The 22,097-nt window shown below is 62.1% G+C and carries 32 protein-coding genes and 2 tRNA genes; 19 read left to right on the top strand and 15 right to left on the bottom strand.

Going from position 1 to position 22,097, the window contains the following annotated elements:
- Positions 1-335: 335 nt before the first annotated feature.
- The 5 genes from JQ635_RS01455 to JQ635_RS01435 form a co-directional block, all read right to left on the bottom strand.
- Positions 336-578, bottom strand: a complete 243-nt coding sequence (locus tag JQ635_RS01455; RefSeq protein WP_211408099.1) for a hypothetical protein — start codon at positions 576-578, stop codon at positions 336-338.
- Between the two features lie 139 nt (positions 579-717).
- Positions 718-1,716, bottom strand: coding sequence for an acyl-CoA desaturase (locus JQ635_RS01450; protein WP_211408098.1), 999 nt, complete (start codon positions 1,714-1,716; stop codon positions 718-720).
- A 122-nt stretch (positions 1,717-1,838) separates the two neighbouring features.
- Entirely contained in the window at positions 1,839-2,465 is a 627-nt protein-coding gene (locus tag JQ635_RS01445; protein WP_211408097.1) for a PilZ domain-containing protein, read from the bottom strand.
- Positions 2,466-2,644: 179 nt separating this feature from the next.
- A complete protein-coding gene (locus JQ635_RS01440) occupies positions 2,645-3,289 on the bottom strand; it encodes a hypothetical protein (protein ID WP_211408096.1) in 645 nt (214 codons plus the stop codon).
- A gap of 92 nt (positions 3,290-3,381) precedes the next feature.
- A tRNA-Glu gene (locus JQ635_RS01435) sits at positions 3,382-3,456 on the bottom strand.
- A gap of 226 nt (positions 3,457-3,682) precedes the next feature.
- Between JQ635_RS01435 and JQ635_RS01430 the strand changes: the two genes are divergently transcribed.
- The 3 genes from JQ635_RS01430 to JQ635_RS01420 are packed head-to-tail and all read left to right on the top strand — an operon-like array spanning position 3,683 to position 4,405.
- Complete coding sequence (locus JQ635_RS01430; RefSeq protein WP_211408095.1) at positions 3,683-3,937, top strand: PilZ domain-containing protein; 255 nt, start codon at positions 3,683-3,685, stop codon at positions 3,935-3,937.
- A gap of 55 nt (positions 3,938-3,992) precedes the next feature.
- Positions 3,993-4,232, top strand: coding sequence for a hypothetical protein (locus JQ635_RS01425; RefSeq protein ID WP_211408094.1), 240 nt, complete (start codon positions 3,993-3,995; stop codon positions 4,230-4,232).
- 5 nt (positions 4,233-4,237) lie between these two features.
- Positions 4,238-4,405: a hypothetical protein gene (locus JQ635_RS01420; RefSeq protein WP_211408093.1), complete on the top strand. Its 168-nt coding sequence runs from the start codon at positions 4,238-4,240 to the stop codon at positions 4,403-4,405.
- A 135-nt stretch (positions 4,406-4,540) separates the two neighbouring features.
- Here JQ635_RS01420 and JQ635_RS01415 read toward each other — a convergent pair whose 3' ends face one another.
- Both JQ635_RS01415 and JQ635_RS01410 read right to left on the bottom strand, forming a co-directional pair.
- The gene (locus JQ635_RS01415; RefSeq protein ID WP_211408092.1) at positions 4,541-5,179 is read right to left on the bottom strand and encodes a glutathione S-transferase family protein; all 639 of its coding nucleotides are present in this window, start codon (positions 5,177-5,179) and stop codon (positions 4,541-4,543) included.
- 292 nt (positions 5,180-5,471) lie between these two features.
- Entirely contained in the window at positions 5,472-5,924 is a 453-nt protein-coding gene (locus tag JQ635_RS01410) for a VOC family protein (RefSeq protein WP_211408091.1), read from the bottom strand.
- 215 nt (positions 5,925-6,139) lie between these two features.
- Here JQ635_RS01410 and JQ635_RS01405 point away from each other — a divergent pair, with 215 nt between their 5' ends.
- From JQ635_RS01405 to JQ635_RS01395, 3 genes are all read left to right on the top strand, one after another.
- Entirely contained in the window at positions 6,140-6,721 is a 582-nt protein-coding gene (locus JQ635_RS01405) for a hypothetical protein (protein WP_211408090.1), read from the top strand.
- Between the two features lie 190 nt (positions 6,722-6,911).
- Positions 6,912-7,439: a transcriptional regulator gene (locus JQ635_RS01400; RefSeq protein WP_211408089.1), complete on the top strand. Its 528-nt coding sequence runs from the start codon at positions 6,912-6,914 to the stop codon at positions 7,437-7,439.
- 127 nt (positions 7,440-7,566) lie between these two features.
- Positions 7,567-7,827 (top strand): hypothetical protein, encoded by a 261-nt coding sequence (locus JQ635_RS01395; RefSeq protein ID WP_211408088.1) that lies wholly within the window; start codon positions 7,567-7,569, stop codon positions 7,825-7,827.
- A gap of 379 nt (positions 7,828-8,206) precedes the next feature.
- Here JQ635_RS01395 and JQ635_RS01390 read toward each other — a convergent pair whose 3' ends face one another.
- Both JQ635_RS01390 and JQ635_RS01385 read right to left on the bottom strand, forming a co-directional pair.
- Positions 8,207-8,533, bottom strand: a complete 327-nt coding sequence (locus JQ635_RS01390) for a hypothetical protein (protein WP_211408087.1) — start codon at positions 8,531-8,533, stop codon at positions 8,207-8,209.
- A 258-nt stretch (positions 8,534-8,791) separates the two neighbouring features.
- Positions 8,792-9,724, bottom strand: coding sequence for an AlbA family DNA-binding domain-containing protein (locus JQ635_RS01385; protein ID WP_211408086.1), 933 nt, complete (start codon positions 9,722-9,724; stop codon positions 8,792-8,794).
- 389 nt (positions 9,725-10,113) lie between these two features.
- On the opposite strand from JQ635_RS01385, the gene JQ635_RS01380 reads away from it, so the two are divergent.
- Both JQ635_RS01380 and JQ635_RS01375 read left to right on the top strand, forming a co-directional pair.
- Positions 10,114-10,314: a hypothetical protein gene (locus JQ635_RS01380; RefSeq protein ID WP_211408085.1), complete on the top strand. Its 201-nt coding sequence runs from the start codon at positions 10,114-10,116 to the stop codon at positions 10,312-10,314.
- On the top strand, positions 10,314-10,577 hold the full coding sequence (locus JQ635_RS01375; RefSeq protein WP_211408084.1) for a hypothetical protein: 264 nt from the start codon (positions 10,314-10,316) through the stop codon (positions 10,575-10,577). The genes JQ635_RS01380 and JQ635_RS01375 overlap by 1 nt, the downstream gene beginning before the upstream one ends.
- Positions 10,578-10,842: 265 nt before the next feature.
- On the opposite strand, the gene JQ635_RS01370 is transcribed toward JQ635_RS01375, so the two are convergent.
- Entirely contained in the window at positions 10,843-11,337 is a 495-nt protein-coding gene (locus JQ635_RS01370; protein ID WP_211408467.1) for a hypothetical protein, read from the bottom strand.
- Between the two features lie 395 nt (positions 11,338-11,732).
- Here JQ635_RS01370 and JQ635_RS01365 point away from each other — a divergent pair, with 395 nt between their 5' ends.
- On the top strand, positions 11,733-12,068 hold the full coding sequence (locus JQ635_RS01365; RefSeq protein ID WP_211408083.1) for a GYD domain-containing protein: 336 nt from the start codon (positions 11,733-11,735) through the stop codon (positions 12,066-12,068).
- A gap of 123 nt (positions 12,069-12,191) precedes the next feature.
- Here JQ635_RS01365 and JQ635_RS01360 read toward each other — a convergent pair whose 3' ends face one another.
- Together JQ635_RS01360 and JQ635_RS01355 are read right to left on the bottom strand one after the other, a co-directional pair.
- Positions 12,192-12,494, bottom strand: a complete 303-nt coding sequence (locus JQ635_RS01360) for a hypothetical protein (RefSeq protein WP_211408082.1) — start codon at positions 12,492-12,494, stop codon at positions 12,192-12,194.
- Positions 12,495-12,717: 223 nt separating this feature from the next.
- The gene (locus JQ635_RS01355; RefSeq protein ID WP_211408081.1) at positions 12,718-14,265 is read right to left on the bottom strand and encodes a carboxylesterase/lipase family protein; all 1,548 of its coding nucleotides are present in this window, start codon (positions 14,263-14,265) and stop codon (positions 12,718-12,720) included.
- A gap of 95 nt (positions 14,266-14,360) precedes the next feature.
- Between JQ635_RS01355 and JQ635_RS01350 the strand changes: the two genes are divergently transcribed.
- The 4 genes from JQ635_RS01350 (at position 14,361) to JQ635_RS01335 (ending at position 17,099) form a co-directional block, all read left to right on the top strand.
- Positions 14,361-15,170 (top strand): AraC family transcriptional regulator, encoded by an 810-nt coding sequence (locus JQ635_RS01350; protein WP_211408080.1) that lies wholly within the window; start codon positions 14,361-14,363, stop codon positions 15,168-15,170.
- 149 nt (positions 15,171-15,319) lie between these two features.
- Entirely contained in the window at positions 15,320-15,616 is a 297-nt protein-coding gene (locus JQ635_RS01345) for an HU family DNA-binding protein (protein WP_057754729.1), read from the top strand.
- A 571-nt stretch (positions 15,617-16,187) separates the two neighbouring features.
- A complete protein-coding gene (locus JQ635_RS01340) occupies positions 16,188-16,325 on the top strand; it encodes a hypothetical protein (protein ID WP_167336508.1) in 138 nt (45 codons plus the stop codon).
- 564 nt (positions 16,326-16,889) lie between these two features.
- The gene (locus JQ635_RS01335) at positions 16,890-17,099 is read left to right on the top strand and encodes a hypothetical protein (RefSeq protein WP_211408079.1); all 210 of its coding nucleotides are present in this window, start codon (positions 16,890-16,892) and stop codon (positions 17,097-17,099) included.
- Here JQ635_RS01335 and JQ635_RS39175 read toward each other — a convergent pair.
- The gene (locus JQ635_RS39175) at positions 17,096-17,221 is read right to left on the bottom strand and encodes a hypothetical protein (RefSeq protein WP_283825878.1); all 126 of its coding nucleotides are present in this window, start codon (positions 17,219-17,221) and stop codon (positions 17,096-17,098) included. The genes JQ635_RS01335 and JQ635_RS39175 overlap by 4 nt on opposite strands.
- A gap of 76 nt (positions 17,222-17,297) precedes the next feature.
- A complete protein-coding gene (locus JQ635_RS01330) occupies positions 17,298-17,528 on the bottom strand; it encodes a hypothetical protein (protein ID WP_211408078.1) in 231 nt (76 codons plus the stop codon).
- Positions 17,529-17,819: 291 nt separating this feature from the next.
- On the opposite strand from JQ635_RS01330, the gene JQ635_RS01325 reads away from it, so the two are divergent.
- Positions 17,820-18,107, top strand: a complete 288-nt coding sequence (locus tag JQ635_RS01325; protein ID WP_211408077.1) for a hypothetical protein — start codon at positions 17,820-17,822, stop codon at positions 18,105-18,107.
- A gap of 69 nt (positions 18,108-18,176) precedes the next feature.
- Here JQ635_RS01325 and JQ635_RS01320 read toward each other — a convergent pair whose 3' ends face one another.
- Complete coding sequence (locus tag JQ635_RS01320) at positions 18,177-18,341, bottom strand: hypothetical protein (protein WP_164933808.1); 165 nt, start codon at positions 18,339-18,341, stop codon at positions 18,177-18,179.
- A gap of 397 nt (positions 18,342-18,738) precedes the next feature.
- Here JQ635_RS01320 and JQ635_RS01315 point away from each other — a divergent pair, with 397 nt between their 5' ends.
- The 5 genes from JQ635_RS01315 to JQ635_RS01295 all read left to right on the top strand — a co-directional run bounded on the left by JQ635_RS01315 (position 18,739) and on the right by JQ635_RS01295 (position 22,060).
- Positions 18,739-19,500, top strand: a complete 762-nt coding sequence (locus JQ635_RS01315) for an SIR2 family NAD-dependent protein deacylase (RefSeq protein ID WP_211408076.1) — start codon at positions 18,739-18,741, stop codon at positions 19,498-19,500.
- 198 nt (positions 19,501-19,698) lie between these two features.
- On the top strand, positions 19,699-20,361 hold the full coding sequence (locus tag JQ635_RS01310; RefSeq protein WP_165425027.1) for a cold-shock protein: 663 nt from the start codon (positions 19,699-19,701) through the stop codon (positions 20,359-20,361).
- A gap of 137 nt (positions 20,362-20,498) precedes the next feature.
- Positions 20,499-20,984, top strand: a complete 486-nt coding sequence (locus tag JQ635_RS01305; RefSeq protein WP_211408075.1) for a DUF192 domain-containing protein — start codon at positions 20,499-20,501, stop codon at positions 20,982-20,984.
- A gap of 96 nt (positions 20,985-21,080) precedes the next feature.
- Positions 21,081-21,157: transfer RNA gene (locus JQ635_RS01300), tRNA-Pro, on the top strand.
- A gap of 174 nt (positions 21,158-21,331) precedes the next feature.
- Complete coding sequence (locus tag JQ635_RS01295; RefSeq protein WP_211408074.1) at positions 21,332-22,060, top strand: outer membrane protein; 729 nt, start codon at positions 21,332-21,334, stop codon at positions 22,058-22,060.
- Positions 22,061-22,097 lie beyond the last annotated feature (37 nt).

Below are 22,097 nucleotides of genomic sequence, written 5' to 3'. Positions count from 1 at the left end.
TCATGCGCTGGCTGTCGCCTCGCTTAACGCGCGTGACAGCAAACGTTCATCAGGGCCGCCAGGGTAGAATACGAGCGCAATCAATTGCATGACAGAACCGCTTCGCCATCAATGGCAACGGCGGCGCCTCACGGCCGGGGTGCGAATTGGCAAGTCAGATCAAGGGAGTGCACAGGCTTCTTCGATTCACGATGCACATGCCCCTGCGCCGAGTCCAGAGGCGAGGCGGCGGGCATCCCGACGCGGTACGGACAAGCGAGGCGGCCTAGCCACGCTTCGTTGTGCGGCCGCGCGGTGGCGATGCGATCCGGCCGGCCCGCACCTGCTCTCTGCCTTCAGTGCGTGGTGAACGGCGGCGGCCCTTCGGGGGCGATGTCGAAGGCGCCGAGATGGAACTCCTCGCCGATGGGCGAGTCCGCCTCGGCATGGTGCGCGAGCAGGGTGAAGGCGGCGTTGGGATATTGCTTCCAGATCTCGAGATCGCCGGCGGTAATGGTGAGCCAGCCGAACGTGTACATGTAGCGGCCGGGCTCGGTAACCCGGCCGACCCTGTCCCAGGTGATCTTGTTGACTGGCATCCGGTCCCCCGATCGCAAGTCCGCAAATTGAGGTCCGGCACGAGGCTCGGACCGTCAAAAGCTGATCCCGCAATGGGGCCGCGATAGGGCGGCGATGCGGAGGCAAGACGGCCGCACCGCGCGGCCGCCGCCTGCCGGTTCAGCGCGCCGTCGAGGCCGCCTGTGCTTCGGCCCGCTCCAGCTGACGGTGCGAGGCGTGGAAGACATCGTGGACGAGGCCGATCTTTTCCAGGCCCAGGATGATCAGGCCATTGAGATCGATCTCCCACCAGGCGTGCGAGATATAGGCGTCCCGCGGGAAGCGGTGATGGTTGTTGTGCAGACCCTCGCCGAAGGTGAGGATCGTGGTCACGAACTCGTTGGTCGAGGCGTCGTCGACCTCGAAGCGGCGATAGCCGTAGGCGTGGCAGACCGAGCCGGTGAGTTGGCTGGTGAGGATCAGCAGGTAGGCGCGGAGCAGGCCGGAGAACAGCACGCAGCCGATCATGGTGTGCACGCCACCGAAGGTGTAGCCGACAACGCCGGGGATGAAGACGGCCGACATCCCGTACCAGACCCAGCGGGTGCGCACGAAGAACATCGCGATGGGATCGGCGAGGATGTCCTTGGCATAGTACTCGTTGTCGGTGGTTGCCTGGTCGAACACCCAGCTGCCCTGGGCATGCAGGAAGCCCTTGAGTGCGCTGGCATAGCGATTGCCGAAGCCGTCGAATTGTGGGCTGTGGGGATCGCCGACGCCGTCAGCATAGAGGTGATGGCGACGGTGGTTGGCGACCCATTTGGCGATCGAGCCCTGCACCGCCATCTGGGCAATGGCGCAGAAGAAGACGCGCATGATCGGGCCGGTGCGGAAGCTGCGATGCACGAACAGGCGGTGCATGCCGGCGCCGATGCCGAACGTCGTCAGCGCGAACATCCAGGCGAACGTAAACAGCTCGACCTTGCCGACGCCCTGCGTGACGGCCCAGACGATGCCCGCGACCGCGCCGACATAGAGGATGCCGAGCAGGAGGTAGCTCTCGCGCAGCTTGGCCTGGACCAGCGGGCCTTCGGTGACGACGCCGGGAGGTAGCTGCGGCTTGGCCGCGGTGACGGTGGCTTTCGCGATTTCAGCCGGGGCGGACTCGGCGATGGACATTCCGGGAGTTCCAATACTTAAGGCCCGCACTGATTGCGGACGTATTGGGTCACACCCTATCGCGCAGGGGCCTCCGGCTCCAGCGGTTAGTTAAGAAAGAGTTAAGATTGGCCCGGCCGGTATCAGGCTGACTGCGCCAGGGGCGAGCGAACGATCAGGCGGACGAGGTCGTCCCGCGACTGTTTCTCGGCGAACTTGACCGCAAAGCCGTTGTCGAATTTACGGATGACGCGTCCGACGCAGGCGCCGACCGCAAGCGCGGTTCCAACCGGCGGATCGTATTCGCAGGATATGGCGACGCCGGCCGTGGAGACGTCGATGATGAAGCACGGATGGATGCTGCCATCGGCGAGCGTCAGGAACGTGTGCGAGACCTGCGGAACGAAGCGGGCGTCACGCCGCAGCTCCTGGACGCTGGCGTCCTTCTGCTTCTTCTCGAGCCAGGTCAGCTTTTCCGACATCCAGGCCCGCCGCGCCCGCGTCATCTCGAGCTCCATCAGGAAGCCCGCCTTCAGCGTCGCGCTGATGGTGCACTGGAATTCGCCGAAATCCTGGAAGTAGGAGGTCACGCGCTCGCCGACCTTGCCGACGACGGGCACGTCCACGATCATGCGGAAGGGCGAGACGCGCTTGGTCCGGCAGGCGAAGGTGCGCAGCTGGCCCTCGCAATCGTACCAGCGCGGCAGCGAGTAGCTGCCGCTCACGGTGACTTCCACTGCTCGCTGCTTGAGGAACTCTGCGACGGACATGAGGGCCAATCGATTGCGGATGATTTCCGTAATTCCACGGTAGCCGTCAAATTCTAAGCAAATGATACCGTCGCTCAGGAGCAGGGGTAAATTTCCGGTAAACGCGCGGGGCGCCATGCACCGTGATGCTCTCACAACATCGTCATTGCCGAGCGCAGCAGAAGCAGCGGCTGCGGTGCCTATCCGAGAAACACCACCAGAGCCAGCAGGCCGAGGGCGATCAGGAATTTGATCGTCGTCCAGATCAGACCATCCGGCCGGTGCTCCAATCCGCACCACGCGAGTGCGCGCCGGAGCGCGAACGACCCGAACACTTCGAGGCAGGCGAACAGAAGGGCGATGCCGGCGATGAACGACCATGACTCGGCCGGAGGCATCCATCGTGCGACCAAGGCAGGGACCGAGCCTTTCAGTGCGCCGAGCAGCGCGAACCATCCGAACCAGGACGCAAAGCCCTTGACGATATCGGGCCCGATCGCATTGGGCTCGAACCGGATGCCGATCGCCCCGAGCATGCGTTCGATCCGCTCGCCGTCGGTGAAGAACAGGAAGGCGCCGACATAGAGCGGGATACGCGACATGAAGAGGAAGGCGATGATGCCGAAGAGGACGATGTGGCCGATGACATCGCAGAGGATCTCCACGCCATTCGTGCGCGATGGCTTCGGTGCGGCCTGTCGTTGCGGCAGCGATCTGGCGCGCGCCATATGCTCGAGCATTTTGGCGCGGCGGCCAGGCGCGAAGGCGGCGGCGCGGTGCATCCAGGACGGTGGCTGCGTTGCAACGCCGGGCTGGCTGTCCGAAGGGGATTTGTTCTGCTCCATGGCCTGCACCGGTTCCAATCGAGCATTGGTCGGAGGCCAGGGGCGGGCAGGTTCACTGCGGGGGATGGTAAATTCGCGGGCCGTCTGGCACGTGGCGCTCCCTAGCGGAATCGAACCGCTCTCTCCACCGTGAAAGGGTGGCGTCCTAACCGATAGACGAAGGGAGCAAACGCAGGGCCCCGCCGCTTGTGGCGGCATGCCCGCCGACCGGTCCGAGTCGGCCCGGCGGCTTGCAGCGGGCGAACGTATAGTGGCCTTTGCGGCTGCGGGCAAGCCGTTCGGGAACGTCTTTTGGAACCGGCGGACAGGGCCGCTCCGGGCCTCATTCGGAGGCGATTTCAAGGGTTTCTTAGGGTTCCCTGAGCTAGCGTTGGAACAGGAGAGTTTTAGCCGATGCCACCACCCAAGAAGCGCGCAGCCCGCAAGCTGCTGTCGCGGCATGCCTGGATCACGCTCGACGGCGGGTTCGCGGCACGGCATTGCCTGGTCCAGGACATCTCCGATACGGGCGCAAAGATCACGATGGACGAGGACGCGAGCCAGCTGCCCGGCGTGATCCGGATGGCGTTTGCGCGCGATGCCCGCACCGGGCGGAGCTGCCAGGTCATCTGGCGCCGCGGCAAATCGGCCGGCGTCAGGTTCATCTGACATCGCCCGCGCGGGCCGGATGGCGCGCGGCACCCGTCCGGGCTAGAAGGTCGGCATGCGTGCGATGCTCCTCATCCTGCTCTCGTTGCTCATCACGTCCGCGGCTGCGGCCGAGACGCTGCGCTTGCCGGCCGCCGATCCGTCGCGGGCCGGCAAGGCATTGCCGCTGAAGGGCACGGCCGGGACGGCGAATGCCTGCGCATCGTATGGACGCGGCTTCCACATGGTCGAGGCGACGGGTACCTGCGTGAAGATCGGCGGCGCGATCAGCGTCGATGCCGCGGTCAGGCGCTGAAGCGCATGCCGCTGGATCTGTTGCGGCTCGATATCGTCGTCCCCGTGCTGATGTATTGCGCGCTGCTGTGGTGGGTCGGCCGCGGCATCAGCTGGACGGCAAAGCTCGCCACCGCGGTCGTCACGCTCGTGCTGATCATCTGCGTGGTGCTGGTCGAGCGCGGCTGGCTTTAGGCACGAAGGTCAAAACAAAAAAGTCCGAAAACAACCCCATGCACAGTAGCCGTCAAGTCGCGCAGGCGCGGCGAACATTCGCGGCCAAACGGGGATTTCCCCTGCGTGCGTCGAGCTTTGAGCCGCGCCGCCGCGTCACGACATCGGCGGTGCGACGAACTGTGCAAATCCGGGCCGTTTGCCGAGCTCGGCGAGCCAGCGCGTCAGGTTCGGCTGGGCCGGCCGGCTGATCCCTTCGACGCCGAGCCAGCGCCGCGCATAAGAGCCGATCGCGATGTCGGCGAGCGTGAACTCCTCGCCCTCCATGAAGCGGCGCGAGGCGAGCAGATTGTCGGCGATCGCCCAGACCTCGGCGGCGGCATCGGCATCGCGCTGCACCTGGATCAGGTCGCGCTCGGCAGGCGCCGTGCGCACGATGCCCCAGAACACCGGACGGTCGACCGGCTGCACCGCCGAAAGCGTCCAGTCGAGCCAGCGGTCGACGCTGGTGCGGCTCTTCGGCGCCTCCGGATAGATCGGCGTGCCGCGTCCATGGGCGAGGCAGAGATAGCGCATGATCGAGTTCGACTCCCACAGCACGAAGTCGCCCTCGACCAGCGTCGGGATCCGCGCATTCGGGTTCATCGCGAGATAGTCGGCCTCGCGGGTCTTGCCGTATTGCATCCCGGCGTCGATGCGCTCGTAGGTGAGGCCCAGCTCAGTGAGGCACCACAGCACCTTCTGCACGTTGACCGAATTGGCGCGGCCCCAGATCGTCAGCTTGGTGTCAGGCATGAAGCTCCTCCCGCGGCGTTGCGACCTCGCGCGGGGTGATAGCGGAATTTCGCCGCGCCAGCGTCGGCGATTGCGCCGAGCCCCTCATGCAAAAAGCTCCGCCCGGGGCGGAGCTTTTTCATCGCATACCGAGCCCGATGTCAGTGGCCGAAGAACAGCCACAGCAGGATGATCACCGGGATCGGCACGCCCAGCACCCACAGCAAGATTCCGCGTGCCATCGCGTTCTCCTCCAATCGCATTGTCTTGAGGTGAACGCCGGGCGCAGGGGCTTGTTCCTGTCGCGGGGGCCCTACCAATGGCCGGTGTTCGGCATCGACAGCCACGGCTCCTGCGGCGGCTTCGGCTCGCCCTTCTGCAACAGCTCGATCGAGTGCAGGTCGGGCGAGCGGACGAAGGCCATGTTGCCGTCGCGCGGCGGACGGTTGATGGTGACGCCGGCCTTCTGCAGCTTCTCGCAAGTCGCGTAGATGTCGTCGACCTCATAGGCGAGATGGCCGAAGAAGCGGTCCTCGCCATACTTCTCCTCGTCCCAATTGTAGGTGAGCTCGACCAGCGGCGCGCCGCGCGTCTGCGGCTGCTTCTTCAGCGCCTCGAGATCGTCCGCCGAGCACAGGAAGACAAGCGTGAACCGCCCCTTGTCGTTCTCGATCCGCCGCACCTCCTTCAACCCCAGCGCATCCTGATAGAACTTCAACGCGACATCGAGATTGCGCACGCGCAGCATGGTGTGGAGATAACGCATGGTTGTTGCTCCCTTTGACAGTCGGAGGGTTTTGCTTTGGGCCGGGACGGCGGGGGTAGGAGATAGCAGGAAAGTGGGAGGAGGGGCAGGGGATCCTCTCGAAGCTATCTTAGTGCGCGGAAGTGCGTTCTGCGCGCCTACATTAAGGCGGCGCTTTACTTTCTCGTTAGATTTGGCGAGTGTGTGCTTACCTTAAGTTGTGATCCGGGGGAGCAATGGCGGATACAAATGAGCAGGTCAAGAAGCCGATTAGTTCAAAAGAGCGATCGATAGCCCAGCTAGTAGAAGACGTGGGTATCGGCGACAAAGTTTTAGAAATCTACGGACCTACTCAGGTCGCCGACAGCTTGGTATGGGAGGTATGGGTAAAGGATCGCTACAAAGAGCTGGCTACGCGGTTTGTTGAAGAGCTGCCGGACGACGACACCAAGATCTACGACACGTTTCAGCAAATCGCGGTTCGCCTCAACATTCGATATCAGCAGACGCTCAGTCGGGCTGGACAGGCCGAGTGGGAGCGCCAAAAGGAATTGATCGAAATTCAAGCTAAGCACAGCCTCCAATCGTCCGATATCATCGCTCGACGCACCGATCAAATAGGAAAGCTTTCGCTAACAGGCTTCGGTTTTGTGGCATCGATACTTATTTCGCTCTATGTGATTTACATTCAGTCCCCCTTCGCTAGTTGGGCGGCGGCGTATGTATTCATTTCATTCGTTGCGAACGCCGGTCGGTACTTGCTTGGAGGCAAATTCGAGGGAATTAAGATTCCAAGGCCTTGGCACACTGGCGCTTAGTAAGGCGTTAGTTGCGGTGACAGTGTTGTCACCGTAATTCCTTGCATCGGTCCCGAGACACCCACGCCGGCAACTATCTAAACGTCCGAGAGGCGGAGACGATCGCGAACGCTGTGGTCAAGTTGAGGACGCTACTTCGATAGTCACCCGTTTGATGGTAGTGCGAGGTAGAGCTTCCATAGGTGGCGCCATGGATGAACCGACCCTCTACCTCAATCCAGTCGAAATTCCGAAAGATCGTTTGTCGGAGTTTCAGGAATTCTTCGAAGACCTCAACAAGGAAACTGATAGAGGCGCAGCTCTTTCAACAACTGCTTTCATCGACAGCTTGTTGGAGCGGCTACTGACTGCCTTCCTAATCCCAAACAAAAGTGCGCGCGAGCTAATCAGCGAAGCCAATTCCCCACTCGGGACATTTTCGGCAAGAATTCGAGCCTGCCACGCCATCGGGTTGATTTCAGATACAGAATTCAAGGAGTGCACCATCCTGCGCAAGATCAGGAATGAATTCGCGCATAAGGTCAAAATGTCGTTCGATGATGACAGAGTGAAGGGGCTTTGTTCGGGCATATCCCAACTTGGCGAGTGGCCTGACGGACAGCCGGTCGTGGCAAGGCTGAAGTTTCACCTATCCGCTATCGCGATCATCATGAACCTCACTAACAGGCCACGCCAGGCTGAAGAGCTAGCCCTGAAATACAAACCGTGGAAGCGGTAATCCAGATTATTGCATCCACGTCGTGCGGATTCGCGGGCGCATCCATGGCTGGAAGGCGCACGCGCATCGCGCGCACAGGTCTTGAATCTCGTCAGTGCTGATGCACAATCAAGCGGCGGGAGGGGGCATGGAGCGACTGTTCTCGGCAGTCTTGGGGCTTGGCGCGATATACCTCATCGTTCTGTTCTTCGTGGCGATAGGCTCCCGCCAATTCATGAGCAATAGAACGCTCATTCAGAATCCGCCTGTGGTTGCGGCAGTTCTCACGGTCATAATTCTGATCGTAGCTGGTTGGCGGGAATTCTTCGGCCGCGATGCTGGTCTTGCTTTTGGGATTCTCGTCGTGATCGTGATTCTCGGCGTAGCCTTCGCTTCAAGCAAAAAGTAATCCCCGCGCTAGGCGGGGATGGTCTCAATTTTCATAGTGGAAAGTACTATTATGGCATCCTCTACGCGCGTGCTGTGCGCTCGGACGATGACACTCGGCCTGATGGAATCGACCGCCGCCCGCCCTACTTCTCCTCCACCCCCGTCGCTGTCGCCGGGCCTTCGCCCATGATCAGCAGCACGGCGTCCTCGTCCTTGGCGCCGTCCCAATGCACCTGGAATTACGGTGACAGTGCACACAATTGGGCTGTCCGCTAAGCGTGGACTGAACCCGCAGAGCCGGCCGGGTGGGCGATGGCGAATAAATTGAATGCACTGTCACCGTAGTATACCGTCACCGTAGTGCGAAGATCCATATCTCGCTCACACCGTACGGACGTTCAGCCGCCGGCGCTGTCCATCATGTAGCTTCGAAAATGCAGATCAAGCGCGACAGAGCCCGCGGCAACGAGCAGGACGAGGATACTCGCATATGTCAGCGGCCTCCTCACATCTGCACGGAATGACCATACGCCGAGGCCAAGGAATCCGATCCCGAAGGCGAGGCTGAACCAGGTCAGGCAGATGGCCAATTGCTGCTCGGCGCGATCGAGCTGAGACATGAATCCGTCGGGAAATCCCAGCCACGTGACGAACATCGAAAAGTGGGCCGAGCCTGCGAACATCAGGACTGCGAGTGCGAACGGGTAGACGTTCTTGCGTGTCATGAATTGTCTCGGTTGGGCCGTCTGGCTATCTACTTCTCCTCCGCCGCCGTGGCTGTCGCCGGGCCTTCGCCTATGATCAGCAGCACGGCGTCCTCGTCCTTGGAAATTACGGTGACAGTGCACTCAATAGGTCGGTTGCCAAGCTTAGGCCAAACCGGAGCCAACCGGGCGGCGATGGCGGCAGGATTAGTGCACTGTCACCGTAATGGCCCGTGAGGGCAGGCTCAAAATTATAGGAAGAGGGGAGTCTTCGCCCTGTTAAGACGCAGGCTCGGCCGCATATTCGCTGCCCGGCCCATAGATATTGAGCGTCGCGCCTCTTGCAACAAACGCCCAATGCTCGGTGCTGGAGAAGCCCGGGGCCGAAATCCTTATTGTGGCATCGAACAGGTGGTTCGTTGTTAATTCCTGAGAGGTAAGGGCGAGCATCAGGACATTGTTCGTGAGGAGCGTCGGATGCTCCTTGAAGATGGGGAGTCCCGGGGGGGAGCCTCTTACCCATCGAAACCAGTGCATCGGTGTACCTAGTTCGTTGTCTGCATCCGGAAGGCGCTCGTAGTCACCACTGCTGATCACGATGAACTCCTCGGCGAGACCAATTTCCACGACCACGTGATAGGCGGGTTGGGCAGCCCGGTTTGCGATGCGAGTAATTAAGTTGAACGGCGTGGACTCTTCGCGCCCGCTCGGAAATTCGATCCGCTCGCGGAGACCTCCAAGAAATCCCAAGGACACCCAGAGGTCGGGTGTTGTGGCTCGCCCCATGACATCGCGGATTTCCTGATCGTCCATCACGAGCTGAGTGGCTTCGTAACGGCGATAGTAACGCTTGTCGGTGTGCTGATGTGGGCCAGTCTTCGTGGGCGGGATCGTCAACACAAAGGCGTAGTGCCCCGACGTAATTTCGATGCGCTCGATCTCGACCTGGACCCGCGGCCTAAGCCGGGTGTTGAGAATTTGTTGTATCCACTCCTTCGAGATTTTGGGGTCCGAGACGCCAGCGTCGAGCTTGGGCTTTTTGTCCCTTTCCTGCATCCCGTAGATGATCTGGCCACCCGATGAGTTGGCAAACGCCGACACGTCTTTGCACATATCGTCGGCCTTCTCTTTGCAGAGGGCGTCCGACGATTTGTATTCAAGGGTAAGACCTTCCTCGAAGCCGCTCGTCTCGATCGACTTGAGGTCGCTCAATGTTTTGATCGTCAAGAAGTCGGCCAAGGGGCACCTATGAAGTGGAGATATCGCACGCCATTACGGTAAGCTGGAGTTCCCGGCGGTCATCAGAAGGCATTCCAAACAGGTCTCGAAAAGCTTGGCGGCGAAGGTGAGCGGCAAGGCTAGGCGAGGCGTATCGTCATGATGATCTCCCCTTGATCGGCGCCGGTTGGATTGGCGCCTTGTGGTTGCAGGGGATGCTAGCCCAGATTGCGGTGATCGTGCACCCCGCTAACGTCTCCTTCGAACGCCGTCCGGCTGCTGGCTCGCCAAAGTCCCGCTCTTGCCCGTATCCCGAAGTGCCGACCTCCATGGTCAAACCCTCGGCAGTTGAACCCCGCCAAAGGCGGGGGCGACTAAACGCCATGGCCGCTTTCCTTGCAGAACTCCTGTTTGATCTCGTCGGAAGCCTCGTCGTTAGCTGGCTGAGACAGGCTGTAGTGGCCATTTGTGCGTGGTTGGACACGAAGATTCACGGCCGCGCTGCACGCCTTGTCGTGGGTGGCCTGCTCGGGATCGCCGCCTATTTCCTCATCCCTGTTATCACCGGGCTGCTGGGTCTCTGATGCCCTCCGTGAAGACGAACCTCTTCATCGCATTGGCCATCGGGGCGCTCGTTTCGGGGCTGCTCCTCGCCATCGAGCCGCTGACCGACTTCGCTTATCTTTCGCTGGAGTGGCCTGGCATCACCGTCGCGTATTTTTTCTGGGGAGCGGTCGGAGGACCCGCCTTCCTCGGCATCGCCCTGTCCTGGGGCGTGAATGCGCTCATTTATGGTTTCGGTGCTTTCGCCATTCTCAGCGCCGTGAAGGCGCTGAGGGAGGCATGAAGCGCTGGCTTCAAAGGTTAGGCAAGGTCGCGAGGGTTGCAGCGATTTGCGGCACCGTCGCGTGGCTTGTGCTTCTGACGAGCTCTCCTCAGGTGCCCGATGCTGCACATCCCGAGCGTTACGCGCACCGGCACGACGTCAGGTATGTGAGCGATGGGACAGAACTCGCTCTGCGAATTCTGCTCGGCTCATCGTTCACTCTGGCCCTGGTCGCGTTTGGATGTCACTTCGCCAGCAGGGACATGGAGTGAATACACCGCATGCTTTAGCGCCTTGATCCGTCCTTGCTGCGCCGGGCCTCCTCGGCTTCGTCCACGAGCTTCAGGGCGGCGCCGTCGTAGCTCAGCTTCAGGCCACGGGCGACGATCCATATCCAGCCCTCGCGGGCGTCCTTCGTCGGCTGGGCGTTGAACTGGTCGGAGATCGATTTGACGGCGGCGTCTTGCGGCCCCGGATTGCTCAGCTCCGCATGGACGCGCCAGATCGGATGCCTGGCGTCAACATCGTCGCTGTCGATCGTGACCTTGGCGCCATCGACGGCGCATTCGAGGGTGAAGGAGTCGCGAAGCTGGCGGCAGCGGTAGCGGCGTTGCGTGATGACCTTGCTCGTCTCCTCGGATGTCATCCCGGGCGAAAAGCCGAGGATGTCGGATTTCTTCACATTGGCGAGCGACGCAGGCTTCAGAAAGCCCGGCTGAATCGCGACGAGAGCGGCAATGGCAACAACGATCAAGCCGGCGACAACAATGGCAATCTTCATCAGCCCCTCGCGAGAAACATCCGACCATACAACAGCCGGAGCATCCTGCCAGTCGGGCCTGGCGTCATGGTTATGAGATCGACGCTGTCGGGGCTTACGGCGCGGCGCGTTGCCGAGGACGTCGTGATGAAGTTTTGCGCCACAGCCATCAAACTTCTGGGTGGTTGTGTTGGCCAACGGGAATAAGAAAGCCGCTTCCGAAACCGCCTTTCACACGCGCGCTCGCTGATGTATGTTCCCTGACGAGCCGCCAACGAGGTGTGCCGAAACCTCGTCAGTACCTGGCGGCGTTTATGCCCACGGCGGGCGGTATACTCCATTGATTTCAGATCCCACCATCGCGACGATCAGCATCGTCGCGATGCGCGTCTTCATTTCAGAACGGAGCAAGCAACATGCATTTCTGTCTTACCGGGCAATACACGCCGCGCGCTCTCAATGCCATTCTGGAAAACCCCGCGACCAATCGCCAGGAAGCGGCGCAGAAGCTGATCGAGGCGGCCGGCGGAAAGCTGGTCTCGATGTACAGCGTCGCGGCCGACGGCCCCGGCGTTCTCGTGATCTTCGACGTGCCTGATCCCAGTGCGGCGCCGGCCATTTCCGGCCTCACCGTCACGGCGGGCACCCTGCAGAACGTGAAGCTGACGCGCCTGTTCACGCAGGACGAGATCAAGCAGGTGCGGCAGAACGCGGCGAAGCTGCGCACGTCCTATAAGGCTCCCGGCAGCTGATCTCACGAGCCACCCCTGAAACATGCGAGGCCGCCGACCGCCGCGTCGAGCGGCGGTCTCGCGAACCCTGTCTCATGTCTGCTTTCGAGCAGCTCTGCGCGTCCGGCAAGCAGCGCGCCGCAGCTACGCGGCAATCCGTTGTGCGACGGGGGTGGTCAGGTACTTGAGCGCTTTCGCATGCTCGAGATCGGGGACCGCGACGGCCGTGTGGCTGTAGATCGCATGGGTCCGTGATGTCGCGATCCGGTCCAGGATCTCCTTGCCCTTGATGACGTGCAGGCCCATGCCTTCCGCCGACGGGAAGATGGCCAGCACCACGTCATAAGCCGCGATCACGGCTCTCAGCGCCTCGGCCTTGTCCTCGGCGACATCGACAAAAACGCGAACATCGGCTGCGAGTTCACGCAGCTCGTCAAAATTCAGCACTGTGGGGGTACTCCAACGCAACGATACCTAATGAAGCTTGGATGCGTTGGGTTACTGAAGTCTCAACAACACGCATCTCATCACAAGTTTCACGGTGAGGTGACTCGCTGGAACCCAACAGAGACGTCCGCTTTGGCGCCGTTGTTGCCATGGCGGCGGTATGGCCGGTGACGGTGTCGCTCATTTTGGGCTGTGCCGTCGGTGCGATGGTGCGCGAGGGCGTCTAAAGCGCGTCTATGCCCCGCCAGCGCATCGGCAGTGCGCCATTCTCCCGGAAGCTGCCGAGGAAGCCGAAGCGACCGGCTTGCGGATTGGGGCCGGCCTTAATCGTCGTGCCCAGGATCTGCACGATGTCGGTCTCGTCATAGGCCGGCCAGGACGGCAGACCGGGCCCGTTTGGATTCCCTCGCGTGGCAAAATTCACCCAATAGCTCATCATCGTCTGCGACAGCGCGCGGTCCGCTTCAGTCGGTGGCGCCGTGCTGCCGACGATCTGCTGCGGTGTCAGCGTGCCGAACACGAAGGGGATCTCGGTGACGTGCGAGGCGATCGGCGTATAGGGCGAGGTGTAATTGAAGTGGTAGCCGTAAGTCGGCGCGCGGCTGCTTGCGCGGTGGAGCCGCAGCCACTGCCAGCATTGCTCGCCGATCACCATGTCGCCCGTGAGTGCGGCGGCGGACGCCTTGGCCTCTGCGTCGGTGTCGGCGGGGTAGAGCCTTAGAAAATCGGCCAGGCGCTCCTTGCCGAACATCGCTTCGGCCGCGGCGCGAAAGGCGTTCGCCGATTGCGCGGGGAGCGATCGTGCCATGAACGGGAATTCCTCCGCGCCGTTCCAGCCGGCGAGCAGCGGGATGCGCATGTGTTCGCCGTGCAGGAAGCGTCGCGCGGGCAGATCAGGGATCACATGACGATCGATGCTGGGTGAGAACGCGGCCGTGACGTGGTCGCGCTGAAAACTCCAGGGCGCGGCGGCCATCAACTGCTCGGCGGGCAGGGTGCGCAAGGCTGCGATCGATGCGTCGGCTTGCCGGCGCGCGAAGGCGAGGCCGCGCGCGCGGGCTTCGTCGAAACCTTGCAGCGGCCCATGGCGGCCGTCCCAGAATGCGCCGCTCTGGCCGATGGCTTTGTGGAACAGCCCATGGGCGAGTGGCGAGGCCATCAGGATGCCCACGGCCATCGCGCCGGCGGATTCGCCGAACAAGGTGACGTTATCAGGGTCGCCGCCGAACGCAGCGATGTTGCCCCGGACCCAGCGCAGCGCCGCGAACTGATCCTGCAGGCCGTAATTGCCTGATGGCGCTTCCGCATCGAGATCGGGATGGGCGAGAAAGCCGAAGACGCCGAGGCGATAGTTGAAGCTGACGACCACGACGCCTTTGGCCGCCAGCAGGCGACCATCGGTAGTGGGATTGGCCGAGGAGCCGAACTGAAAGCCGCCGCCGTGGATCCACACCATCACCGGCTGCATTTCGTCCGCCGCCTTTGCGGCGGTCCAGATATTGAGCGTGAGGCAGTCCTCGCTTCGCGGGCCCGGGCGAGGATCATGTTCGAGCGAGGATAGGCACGCCGCGCCGAAAGCCGACGCATCGCGCACGCCGTGCCAGGGCAACGGCGGTTGCGGCGCGCGCCAGCGCAGCGGGCCGCCCGGTGGCGCGGCGTAGGGGATGCCCTTGAACGCCAGCACGCCGTTTGCGTCTCGCTCCTGGCCACGCACCTGGCCGGCCTGGGTGCGAACCAGCGGGCTGAGCTTTGGGATGGTGAGGGCGTGCACGGTCGCATCTCCTGTTGGGGCGACCTCGGATTTATCGACTTTCCAGGTGGATGAATTTGCGTATTATCGCAATCGATCATCAAAAACCGTCAAAGATGCGACAGCCGCTTAGGTACCCCTGGCTCGACCTCGATGTGGACGACCGGTCCGCGCCGGTCATTGCCGTGCGCGTCGATGCGGACGGGACGCAAGGCGAGGTGCCTGACCACAGCCATCGCAAGGGACAGCTCGTGGTCTCTCTCGGCGGCGGCGTGACCTGCCGCGTTCCTGATGGCCTGTGGATGGTGCCGCCGCATTGCGCGGTCTGGATCCCGAGCGGCATGGCGCACAGCAATCGCGCCACCGCCAATGCGCGACTGTTCTTCGTCTACATCGAGGCGGAGCTGGTCGATCTGCCGGACCGCTGCTGCACCATTTCGATTTCGCCCTTGCTGCGCGAACTGATCGTCGCATTGTCCGACGGCCTGCAGCATGACGAGGCGAGGCGGGAGCGCCTGATCGGCGTGCTGCTCGGCGAGCTGCCGTTGATGCCGGTGCAGCAGCTGCATCTGCCGCTTCCGGATGAGCCGCGCCTGAAGCGGATCGCCGCTGCGCTCGCGGACAATCCCGCCGACCGTCGCACGCTGGCGCAATGGGCGAGGCAGCTCGCGCTCAGTGAGAGCAGTCTTGCGCGTCTTGTGGTGAAGGAGACCGGGTTGACCTTCGGACGCTGGCGCCAGCAACTGCATCTGATCGTCGCCATCCGCGAGCTCGCCGCAGGTGCGAGCGTGCAGCAGGTCTCGGCCGCGCTCGGCTATGAATCGGTCACGGCCTTCATCACGATGTTCAGGAAAGCGCTGGGAAAGCCGCCGGCGGCATATATCAACAGCATCGCGCGCGAGCAAAAAGTGACGGGATTCACGTGAAACTGCGGCTTGCGTTTTCGGCCTCGATGGGTTCTAAGCCCCGTGACTTCCTGACCTCCGGCATGAACACGAAGCGCGCTGCGCGCCTTTGTCGCGTGCCCGGCAAGTGACCTCACAGCTCACCCCCACCCAATCCAGAGGATTTTGACATGGCGAAGATGACCAAGACTCAATTGATCGATGCGATTGCCGAGGGCACGCAGCTTGCGAAGAACGACGTGAAGTCGGTCATCGAGTACATGGCGACGGTTGGCTACAAGGAGCTCAACGAGTCCGGCGAGTTCGTTATTCCCGGTTTCGTGAAGATGTCGGTTGTGAACAAGCCGGCGACCGAAGCGCGGATGGGCATCAATCCCTTCACCAAGGAGCCGATGCAGTTCGCCGCCAAGCCGGCCAGCAAGTCGGTCAAGGCCTCGCCGCTGAAGGTGGCCAAGGACGCCGTCTGATCCGGCGCTCGCGCACAGCCTTGCGTGCCCAAAGCCCCGTTCCGATGGGTTCGGAACGGGGCTTTCGCTTTTTGATTTGAAGCACAGGCCGGCCTCGCGCCGTCCACAGAAAGCGAAAACCCCGCCTGGGGGAAGCGGGGCTTTCTGATGGGGTAGCCTTGATGGAAGCCTTTGGGGGAAGCTTCATTCATTAGACGCGCGAACGCGAGGAAGGTTCACCGCCTGATGTATGGCGGCGTCATCGACCGGCAGCCTGACAAAGAAAACACCTGACCAAGAAAAACCCCGCGCGATGCGCGCGGGGTTTTCCAAACTGACGGCGATGGGATTTCAGCGCCTGGCCGTCAGTCATAGCTCGAACTTAAGGTTGAAAATCCAAAATGCAACAGCGCCGCGGCGACGGAATATGTTCGTCACGCGGCGCTGCTATGTGACTGGGCGCTGAAATCCCCAGCCTTCATGAGTCTGCGCAGCGCCCGGAAGGTTCAAAAGAATTGCACGGGAAATTTCCCGAAGGGGCTGGACTCGATGTTCTCTTTTTGTTCTCGTCAGGTCACCTTGGAGGTGACTCATGACCGTCGAAAAACAGCGCGAAGTGATCCGGCTCTGGAACGAACTCAGGAAGGTCGAAGGCCCAGCCGCAGAAGAGCTCCGCATACAGATCCTCGAATGCTTTTCCGAGAAGGGCAAAGGCAAGCGGGCGGCTTGAAGTAGGCTCGGCCGACATCGACGAACGTCGGGCGCGGTGACGTTCTGGCGGCCTGCGCTTGATCTGATATCGCCGAGGGGCGCGCGCGGTGCGCTATTTTGACCGCAGGCTAGGGATGCGTGGCGAGTGGCGCTGCGCTTGCCTTTGCGCGGTGATCGCTTAGTCGTCTCGAAATTTCGTGCCGCCGAAGTTGTCTGTCGCCGATGCAGCGGCGTCGCGCGACTTCATCGATCGTTAGGAAACGCTCTGCGCTGATTTTCTCGACTCCGATTCGTTCTTCGAGAACGAAATGGAGTCGGAACTGGAACAAAGCCGGACGGCGAATGCCATGGAGCTTCGCTAGCGATATGGATGCAGCAGTGCAGGGCGCGGCCGCTGCTTCCGTCGAGCGCCGACGAGCGCGCAGGCGCACCGGCGCGTGCCGCGAAGCCTAACGAAAGCTTGCGCGCAAGCCGATAACCCTATTCGGTTAGGTTAAAAGCCCAATCGCGTTGCGATTGCTGCTGTTTGGAGTAGGTGTTCTTGCAAGGACAAGAACGACTTTGCCAAGAAGCAGCTTTTGACATGAAGCCCTTTTCAGAACCGTCCTTTTATCAAGGCGATCGGCACACCTACCGGCGGGTCGCCATCGTCGGCTCGCTGTTCTGCCTCGCTTTCGTGGTGATCAGCTTCTCGCTGCGGCCGCAAGCCCAGGAAACCGGTGTCGACACCCGCGTCGCGGTCAAGGCCGACAGGCTGGTGCGCACGGCGGGCTCGGCGCCGCGCGCCAATTAGCGCTCGTCGGTGTGGACCCGGTCGGCCGCCGACGCATCGCCGGACGAAGCGCCGCAGGTCGCAAGCGCCACGAACCCGGCGAAGCCGGACAGGTTGAGCAGAACTTCGAGCCAGGCGGGCATGTCGGGCCTCGCATTTCCTCAAGACAACTTCAACGTGCGCGAGAGGCGCTTGTTCCGCGCGCGCAAGAAAATCCGGCTAGAGCCCGGAGGAGGGGTCGAGCCGCCGGCCGAGGGTCGCGACGGATTCGGATGAGGGCCGTGCCTTGAGGAACTCGGCGATGGCCCGCGCCAGTTCGCCGTCGCTCATCGGCGTCGGCGGCGGGCGCAGCGTGCCGACACCGAAATGGCGCACGATCTGCTCGTAGTGCTGATCATCGGATTTGGGAACGAGCCCGCGGATACGGGCCAGCAAAGCGGATATGGGCAATCCTTCCTCCTCGGCATCCGCCCCGCTGGCAGCAATTATCGTCTGCTGCCATTTTCTCCCGTGGGATTCTCCCGTGGAACTGAAAACCCCGCCAGCATCGCGGAGGATACTGACGGGGCTTCCGTGCTTTTGCCTCTACCGGATAGCGGAGGCTCTGCACTTGCAGACTTAATGCCGGTGAGGAGATTTCGTTCCGCCTGCATCGGTATTTTTTGACAGCCCTCGGTTCCACCCTGCGCGCAACCATCGCAGGCGGCCCGCGTTGTGTCTCCTGTTGCGAAGGAGGAAATCATGAAGAAGACACTGGCAGTTCTCGCCACCGTCGCAGCCGTCGGCGTGACCGCGGTCGCAGCGCCTGCGCCTGCCGAGGCGCGCGGACGCGGCATCGGTCCGGGCCTCGCATTCGGCCTTGCCGCCGGCGCGATCACCGCGGGCGCGGTCGCCGCGTCGCATCCGTACGGCTATTACGGTCCGGGCTACAGCTACTATGACGGGCCGGGCTATTATTACGGACCGGGCCCGTACGCCTATGACGGCGGACCGTACTACCGGCGCCACTACTACTATCGCCATTGGTAACGGTTCAATAACGCGAAAAGCCCGGAGCGATGCTCCGGGCTTTTTTCATGCGTATCGATCAGACGTGTCTTATGGCCAGAGCGAGGGCCGTTCCACCTTGCGGGCATTCTCGAGCGTCGACACGAAATACTCTTCGCGTTCGCGCTTGAACTTCTCCTGGGTGGCACGGAAGGCGGCGACACGGGCGGCGATCTCTTCGCGTTCGCGGATCTTGCGTTGTTCGTCTTCGGTCATGTCCATCCCCTCTGTTCGCACTTGGACTTTGTCTATCGGATTTTGTCTATCGGACTCTGTCTACATGTGTACTCGCGCGCTGCCGCCGCATCGCGCGCTGAGTCGCAATCACATATGCATTGGCGCTTCTGATTGGGGCGTCAATGGGGAGGAGGCATTGCAGGATTGTGATAAGCGGTGGTCGGAAAAAATTGCCGAGCGCACGTATCTCCGCGTGTTTTGTTCGCCGTGGACAAGAGCGTCAACAATCTTGTCGCTTGGCTGCGACGCAGCCAGCGAGCGGCGGCCTGACGCGCGCCGAATCTGTAGCGGGGCAGGGCGCGCCTGACGAGATGACGGCAACGTCCGACGCGAGCCATGCTATAGAGCCATGCTCGAAAGTCAGGATGGCTGGCCCATGATTGCATCGGATATTCGCAGCGGCGTCGAACGTCTCGGCGACATGATCGCCGAGGCCAGGACCATCGTGCCGTTTACCGGCGCCGGCATCTCGACCGAATGCGGTATCCCCGACTTCCGCTCGCCGGGCGGAATCTGGACGCGCTACCGTCCGATCGAGTTCGGCGAATTTGTCGCGAGCCAGTCAGCACGCGACGAAGCCTGGCGCCGGCGCTTCGCGATGGAGGAGGTATTTGCGGCGGCAAAGCCCGGCCGCGGCCACCGCGCGCTCGCCGCGCTCTACCGTGCCGGCAAGGTTCCCGCGGTCATCACCCAGAATATCGACAATCTGCACCAGGCCTCGGGCTTCGCCACCGAGCACGTAATTGAACTTCACGGAAATACCACTTATGCGCGCTGCATCGAATGTGGGCAGTCCTATCAGCTCGATTGGGTGAAGCGACGATTCGACGAGGACGGCGCTGCACCCAACTGTACCGTGTGTGACGAGCCGGTGAAGACGGCCACGATCTCGTTCGGCCAGATGATGCCCGAGGATGAAATGCAGCGCGCAACCGAGCTGTCGCAGCATTGCGACCTCTTCATCGCGATCGGTTCCTCGCTCGTCGTATGGCCGGCGGCCGGCTTTCCGATGATGGCAAAGAACTCCGGTGCACGTTTGGTGATCATCAATCGCGAGCCGACTGAGCAGGACGACATCGCCGATCTCGTCATCCGCCACGACATCGGCGAAACCCTCGGGCCCTTCGTCGGTAATTGAGGCGTTAGTTTGATTCGCGGCTGTGCAAGCTGTTCATAGGTTCCGGCGAATCTCTTTTTTGTCTATGCGTCGCAACCGGGAGTGTTATCTTTTGAGTCGAAAGATTCGCGTCGCGTCGAATTGAGAACATTCTCTTAAGACGCGTGATTCGAGCGCCGCCAATGTGGCGGGTTGCATGACAGTGTGGGGTCCGGGGTTATGGGGTCGTCGGACGGATTTGAGTCCAAGAAGCTTGGAGTTCCTGGACAGGGCACGTCGCCGGGGCGGTTGACGCCGGGCGAGCATGGTGGCGCTGGCCGCGACACAGCGCTCAGTCCCTTCACCGGACTGGGCGAGGCCAGCGCCAATCTCGTCGAGGTGACCGGCGTCATCAAATGGTTCGACGCCTCCAAAGGGTACGGCTTCATCGTTCCCGACAATGGCTGGCCCGACGTCCTCCTGCACGTTACCGTGCTTAGGCGTGACGGCTTCCAGACCGCCTACGAGGGCGCGCGCATCGTCGTTGAATGCATCCAACGCGCCAAGGGCTACCAGGCATTCCGCGTGGTCTCGATGGACGAGTCGACCGCGATCCATCCGGCGCAGATGCTGCCGCCGCGCACTCATGTCACGGTCACGCCGACCAGCGGGCTGGAGCGAGCCCAGGTCAAATGGTTCAACCGGCTGCGCGGCTTCGGCTTCCTGACCTGCGGCGAGGGCACGCCCGACATCTTCGTGCACATGGAGACGCTGCGCCGCTTCGGCATGACCGAATTGCGCCCCGGCCAATATGTGCTGGTCCGCTTCGGGCCCGGCTCCAAGGGCATGATGGCGGCCGAGATCCATCCCGAGACCGGATCGCCCGGCCTGCAGTCGCACTAGCTTCGCCTGACAACCAATTCCCGCAATCGTGAGCGGAGGCGCGCCGGCTGACCGGCGCGCCTCTGGCTTTTCCGGCGGTCGCCGCGTAGGACTGTTCCATTCCCACGCCTCGAGTGCCATCCCCCATGCGTTCTGCCATGAATTTCAATCGACGGCCGTTCCGGTTCCTGGCCTGGAGCTGGCTTGCCGCCATCCTCGTCATTGCTGGCTTTGCCGTCGCGAGTGCCCCCGCCGGCGCCGCGAGCTTCCAGCCGCTTGAGATCGTCACGAAGAACGGCGTGCAGGTGTTCTCGGTGGAGATGGCGACGACGGAGGAGGAGAAGCAGACCGGCCTGATGTACCGCAAGGAGCTGGCCGACGGCAAAGGCATGCTGTTCGACTTCAATCCCGAGCAGGAAGTCTCGATGTGGATGAAGAACACCTATGTCTCGCTCGACATGATCTTCATCCGCGCCGACGGCCGCATCCTGCGGATTGCGGAAAACACCGAGCCGCTGTCGACCAAGATCATCTCCTCCAGGGGCCCCGCCCGGGCGGTTCTGGAGGTGGTGGCGGGAACGGCGCAGAAATACGGCATCCGTCCCGGCGACCGTGTCGGCCACCCGCTGTTCGGCAGCAAATAGGGCCCGACCGGCTGGGGCGTTGCCAGCCTGCTGGCGCCGGTTTGTAAGCTTGCTGGCGCCTTTGGAAGCGTGTATCGACGGGGCTCTCAGGACATCCGGGGTATAGCGCAGCCTGGTAGCGCGGCAGTTTTGGGTACTGCAGGTCGTTGGTTCGAATCCAGCTGCCCCGACCAGTCCCGACGTTGAATCTCCTAAATTTTTTCCCTGTGATTCTGACACGCGGTTCTTACGCCCCTGGTGTCAATCAGGCCGGCGAAGCCTCTGCCGCGACATGTTGTCCGTGACGCAACCTCCGCGTCAGCCTCGCGTGCACTAACTCTGCGCGTGCAATAGGGGAATGTCAGGACATGTTGAAAGCTCTCTGCGGTGCGGCGATTGTCGCCCTGTCTGCGACGACGGCATTTGCAGCTGATCTGGCGCTGCAGGCGCCTGCGGTACCTCCGGTCACCTTCAACTGGACCGGTTGTTATGTCGGCGGTCATCTCGGCGGCGGCGCGAGCGAGGATCGCACGATCAACAGCGCCGGGGGAACGGTCGATTTCGGCGCGGCCGGATTTGTCGGCGGCGGACAGGCTGGCTGTGACCATCAATTCGCTTCCAACTGGGTCGTTGGCGCTGAAGGCCGCGCCGCGTGGTCGAGCCTGTCGAGCCACCATGGCAGCAATGTCAGATTTCCCGCGCTCGGCAACCTCGTCGTGCCGTCGCAGTTCGGCCTCAAGAACGATTTCCTGGCGTCGGTCACCGCACGGTTCGGCTACGCCTATGGCACAGGCTGGCTGTTCTATGCGCGAGGCGGCGTCGCCTGGACTCACGAGAAGATCGATGATGCGTATGTCAGTCCGGCCGCCGGTGTAGCGATCGATCCCAGCGCGTCGGTGATGCGGACCGGCTGGACATTGGGCGGCGGCGTCGAATGGGCGTTTGCTCCCCGTTGGTCGGCCAACGTCGAATACAATTACCATGACTTCGGCACGAAGGGCCCGATCCAGCTGATCAGTCCGATTGAAGGCATCACCGTGGCCCACCTCAAGGACACGATCCATGCCGCGACGATCGGTGTGAATTACCACTATTGAGGTGGAGGAGGCGGCCGGTCACAAACGCGGCCGCCGA

Source organism: Bradyrhizobium iriomotense (genome assembly GCF_018130765.1).
Taxonomy (GTDB): Bacteria; Pseudomonadota; Alphaproteobacteria; order Rhizobiales; family Xanthobacteraceae; genus Bradyrhizobium; species Bradyrhizobium iriomotense_A.
The sequence above is the reverse complement of the archived record's forward strand: the minus strand, read 5'-3'. Positions and strand labels throughout refer to the sequence as shown.

Coding starts and splice junctions, on each gene's coding strand:
- JQ635_RS01335 (WP_211408079.1), top strand. CDS start 16,890: ATGAAGCCCTTTTCAGAACCGTCCTTTTATCAAGGCGATCGGCACACC.
- JQ635_RS01440 (WP_211408096.1), bottom strand. CDS start 3,289: ATGGAGCAGAACAAATCCCCTTCGGACAGCCAGCCCGGCGTTGCAACG.
- JQ635_RS01395 (WP_211408088.1), top strand. CDS start 7,567: ATGGAGCGACTGTTCTCGGCAGTCTTGGGGCTTGGCGCGATATACCTC.
- JQ635_RS01430 (WP_211408095.1), top strand. CDS start 3,683: ATGCCACCACCCAAGAAGCGCGCAGCCCGCAAGCTGCTGTCGCGGCAT.
- JQ635_RS39175 (WP_283825878.1), bottom strand. CDS start 17,221: ATGCCCGCCTGGCTCGAAGTTCTGCTCAACCTGTCCGGCTTCGCCGGG.
- JQ635_RS01415 (WP_211408092.1), bottom strand. CDS start 5,179: ATGCCTGACACCAAGCTGACGATCTGGGGCCGCGCCAATTCGGTCAAC.
- JQ635_RS01455 (WP_211408099.1), bottom strand. CDS start 578: ATGCCAGTCAACAAGATCACCTGGGACAGGGTCGGCCGGGTTACCGAG.
- JQ635_RS01390 (WP_211408087.1), bottom strand. CDS start 8,533: ATGACACGCAAGAACGTCTACCCGTTCGCACTCGCAGTCCTGATGTTC.
- JQ635_RS01445 (WP_211408097.1), bottom strand. CDS start 2,465: ATGTCCGTCGCAGAGTTCCTCAAGCAGCGAGCAGTGGAAGTCACCGTG.
- JQ635_RS01305 (WP_211408075.1), top strand. CDS start 20,499: ATGAATTTCAATCGACGGCCGTTCCGGTTCCTGGCCTGGAGCTGGCTT.
- JQ635_RS01425 (WP_211408094.1), top strand. CDS start 3,993: ATGCGTGCGATGCTCCTCATCCTGCTCTCGTTGCTCATCACGTCCGCG.
- JQ635_RS01375 (WP_211408084.1), top strand. CDS start 10,314: ATGCCCTCCGTGAAGACGAACCTCTTCATCGCATTGGCCATCGGGGCG.
- JQ635_RS01420 (WP_211408093.1), top strand. CDS start 4,238: ATGCCGCTGGATCTGTTGCGGCTCGATATCGTCGTCCCCGTGCTGATG.
- JQ635_RS01345 (WP_057754729.1), top strand. CDS start 15,320: ATGGCGAAGATGACCAAGACTCAATTGATCGATGCGATTGCCGAGGGC.
- JQ635_RS01450 (WP_211408098.1), bottom strand. CDS start 1,716: ATGTCCATCGCCGAGTCCGCCCCGGCTGAAATCGCGAAAGCCACCGTC.
- JQ635_RS01325 (WP_211408077.1), top strand. CDS start 17,820: ATGAAGAAGACACTGGCAGTTCTCGCCACCGTCGCAGCCGTCGGCGTG.
- JQ635_RS01310 (WP_165425027.1), top strand. CDS start 19,699: ATGGGGTCGTCGGACGGATTTGAGTCCAAGAAGCTTGGAGTTCCTGGA.
- JQ635_RS01400 (WP_211408089.1), top strand. CDS start 6,912: ATGGATGAACCGACCCTCTACCTCAATCCAGTCGAAATTCCGAAAGAT.
- JQ635_RS01380 (WP_211408085.1), top strand. CDS start 10,114: ATGGCCGCTTTCCTTGCAGAACTCCTGTTTGATCTCGTCGGAAGCCTC.
- JQ635_RS01405 (WP_211408090.1), top strand. CDS start 6,140: ATGGCGGATACAAATGAGCAGGTCAAGAAGCCGATTAGTTCAAAAGAG.
- JQ635_RS01410 (WP_211408091.1), bottom strand. CDS start 5,924: ATGCGTTATCTCCACACCATGCTGCGCGTGCGCAATCTCGATGTCGCG.
- JQ635_RS01370 (WP_211408467.1), bottom strand. CDS start 11,337: ATGAAGATTGCCATTGTTGTCGCCGGCTTGATCGTTGTTGCCATTGCC.
- JQ635_RS01295 (WP_211408074.1), top strand. CDS start 21,332: ATGTTGAAAGCTCTCTGCGGTGCGGCGATTGTCGCCCTGTCTGCGACG.
- JQ635_RS01320 (WP_164933808.1), bottom strand. CDS start 18,341: ATGACCGAAGACGAACAACGCAAGATCCGCGAACGCGAAGAGATCGCC.
- JQ635_RS01315 (WP_211408076.1), top strand. CDS start 18,739: ATGATTGCATCGGATATTCGCAGCGGCGTCGAACGTCTCGGCGACATG.
- JQ635_RS01340 (WP_167336508.1), top strand. CDS start 16,188: ATGACCGTCGAAAAACAGCGCGAAGTGATCCGGCTCTGGAACGAACTC.
- JQ635_RS01365 (WP_211408083.1), top strand. CDS start 11,733: ATGCATTTCTGTCTTACCGGGCAATACACGCCGCGCGCTCTCAATGCC.
- JQ635_RS01350 (WP_211408080.1), top strand. CDS start 14,361: ATGCGACAGCCGCTTAGGTACCCCTGGCTCGACCTCGATGTGGACGAC.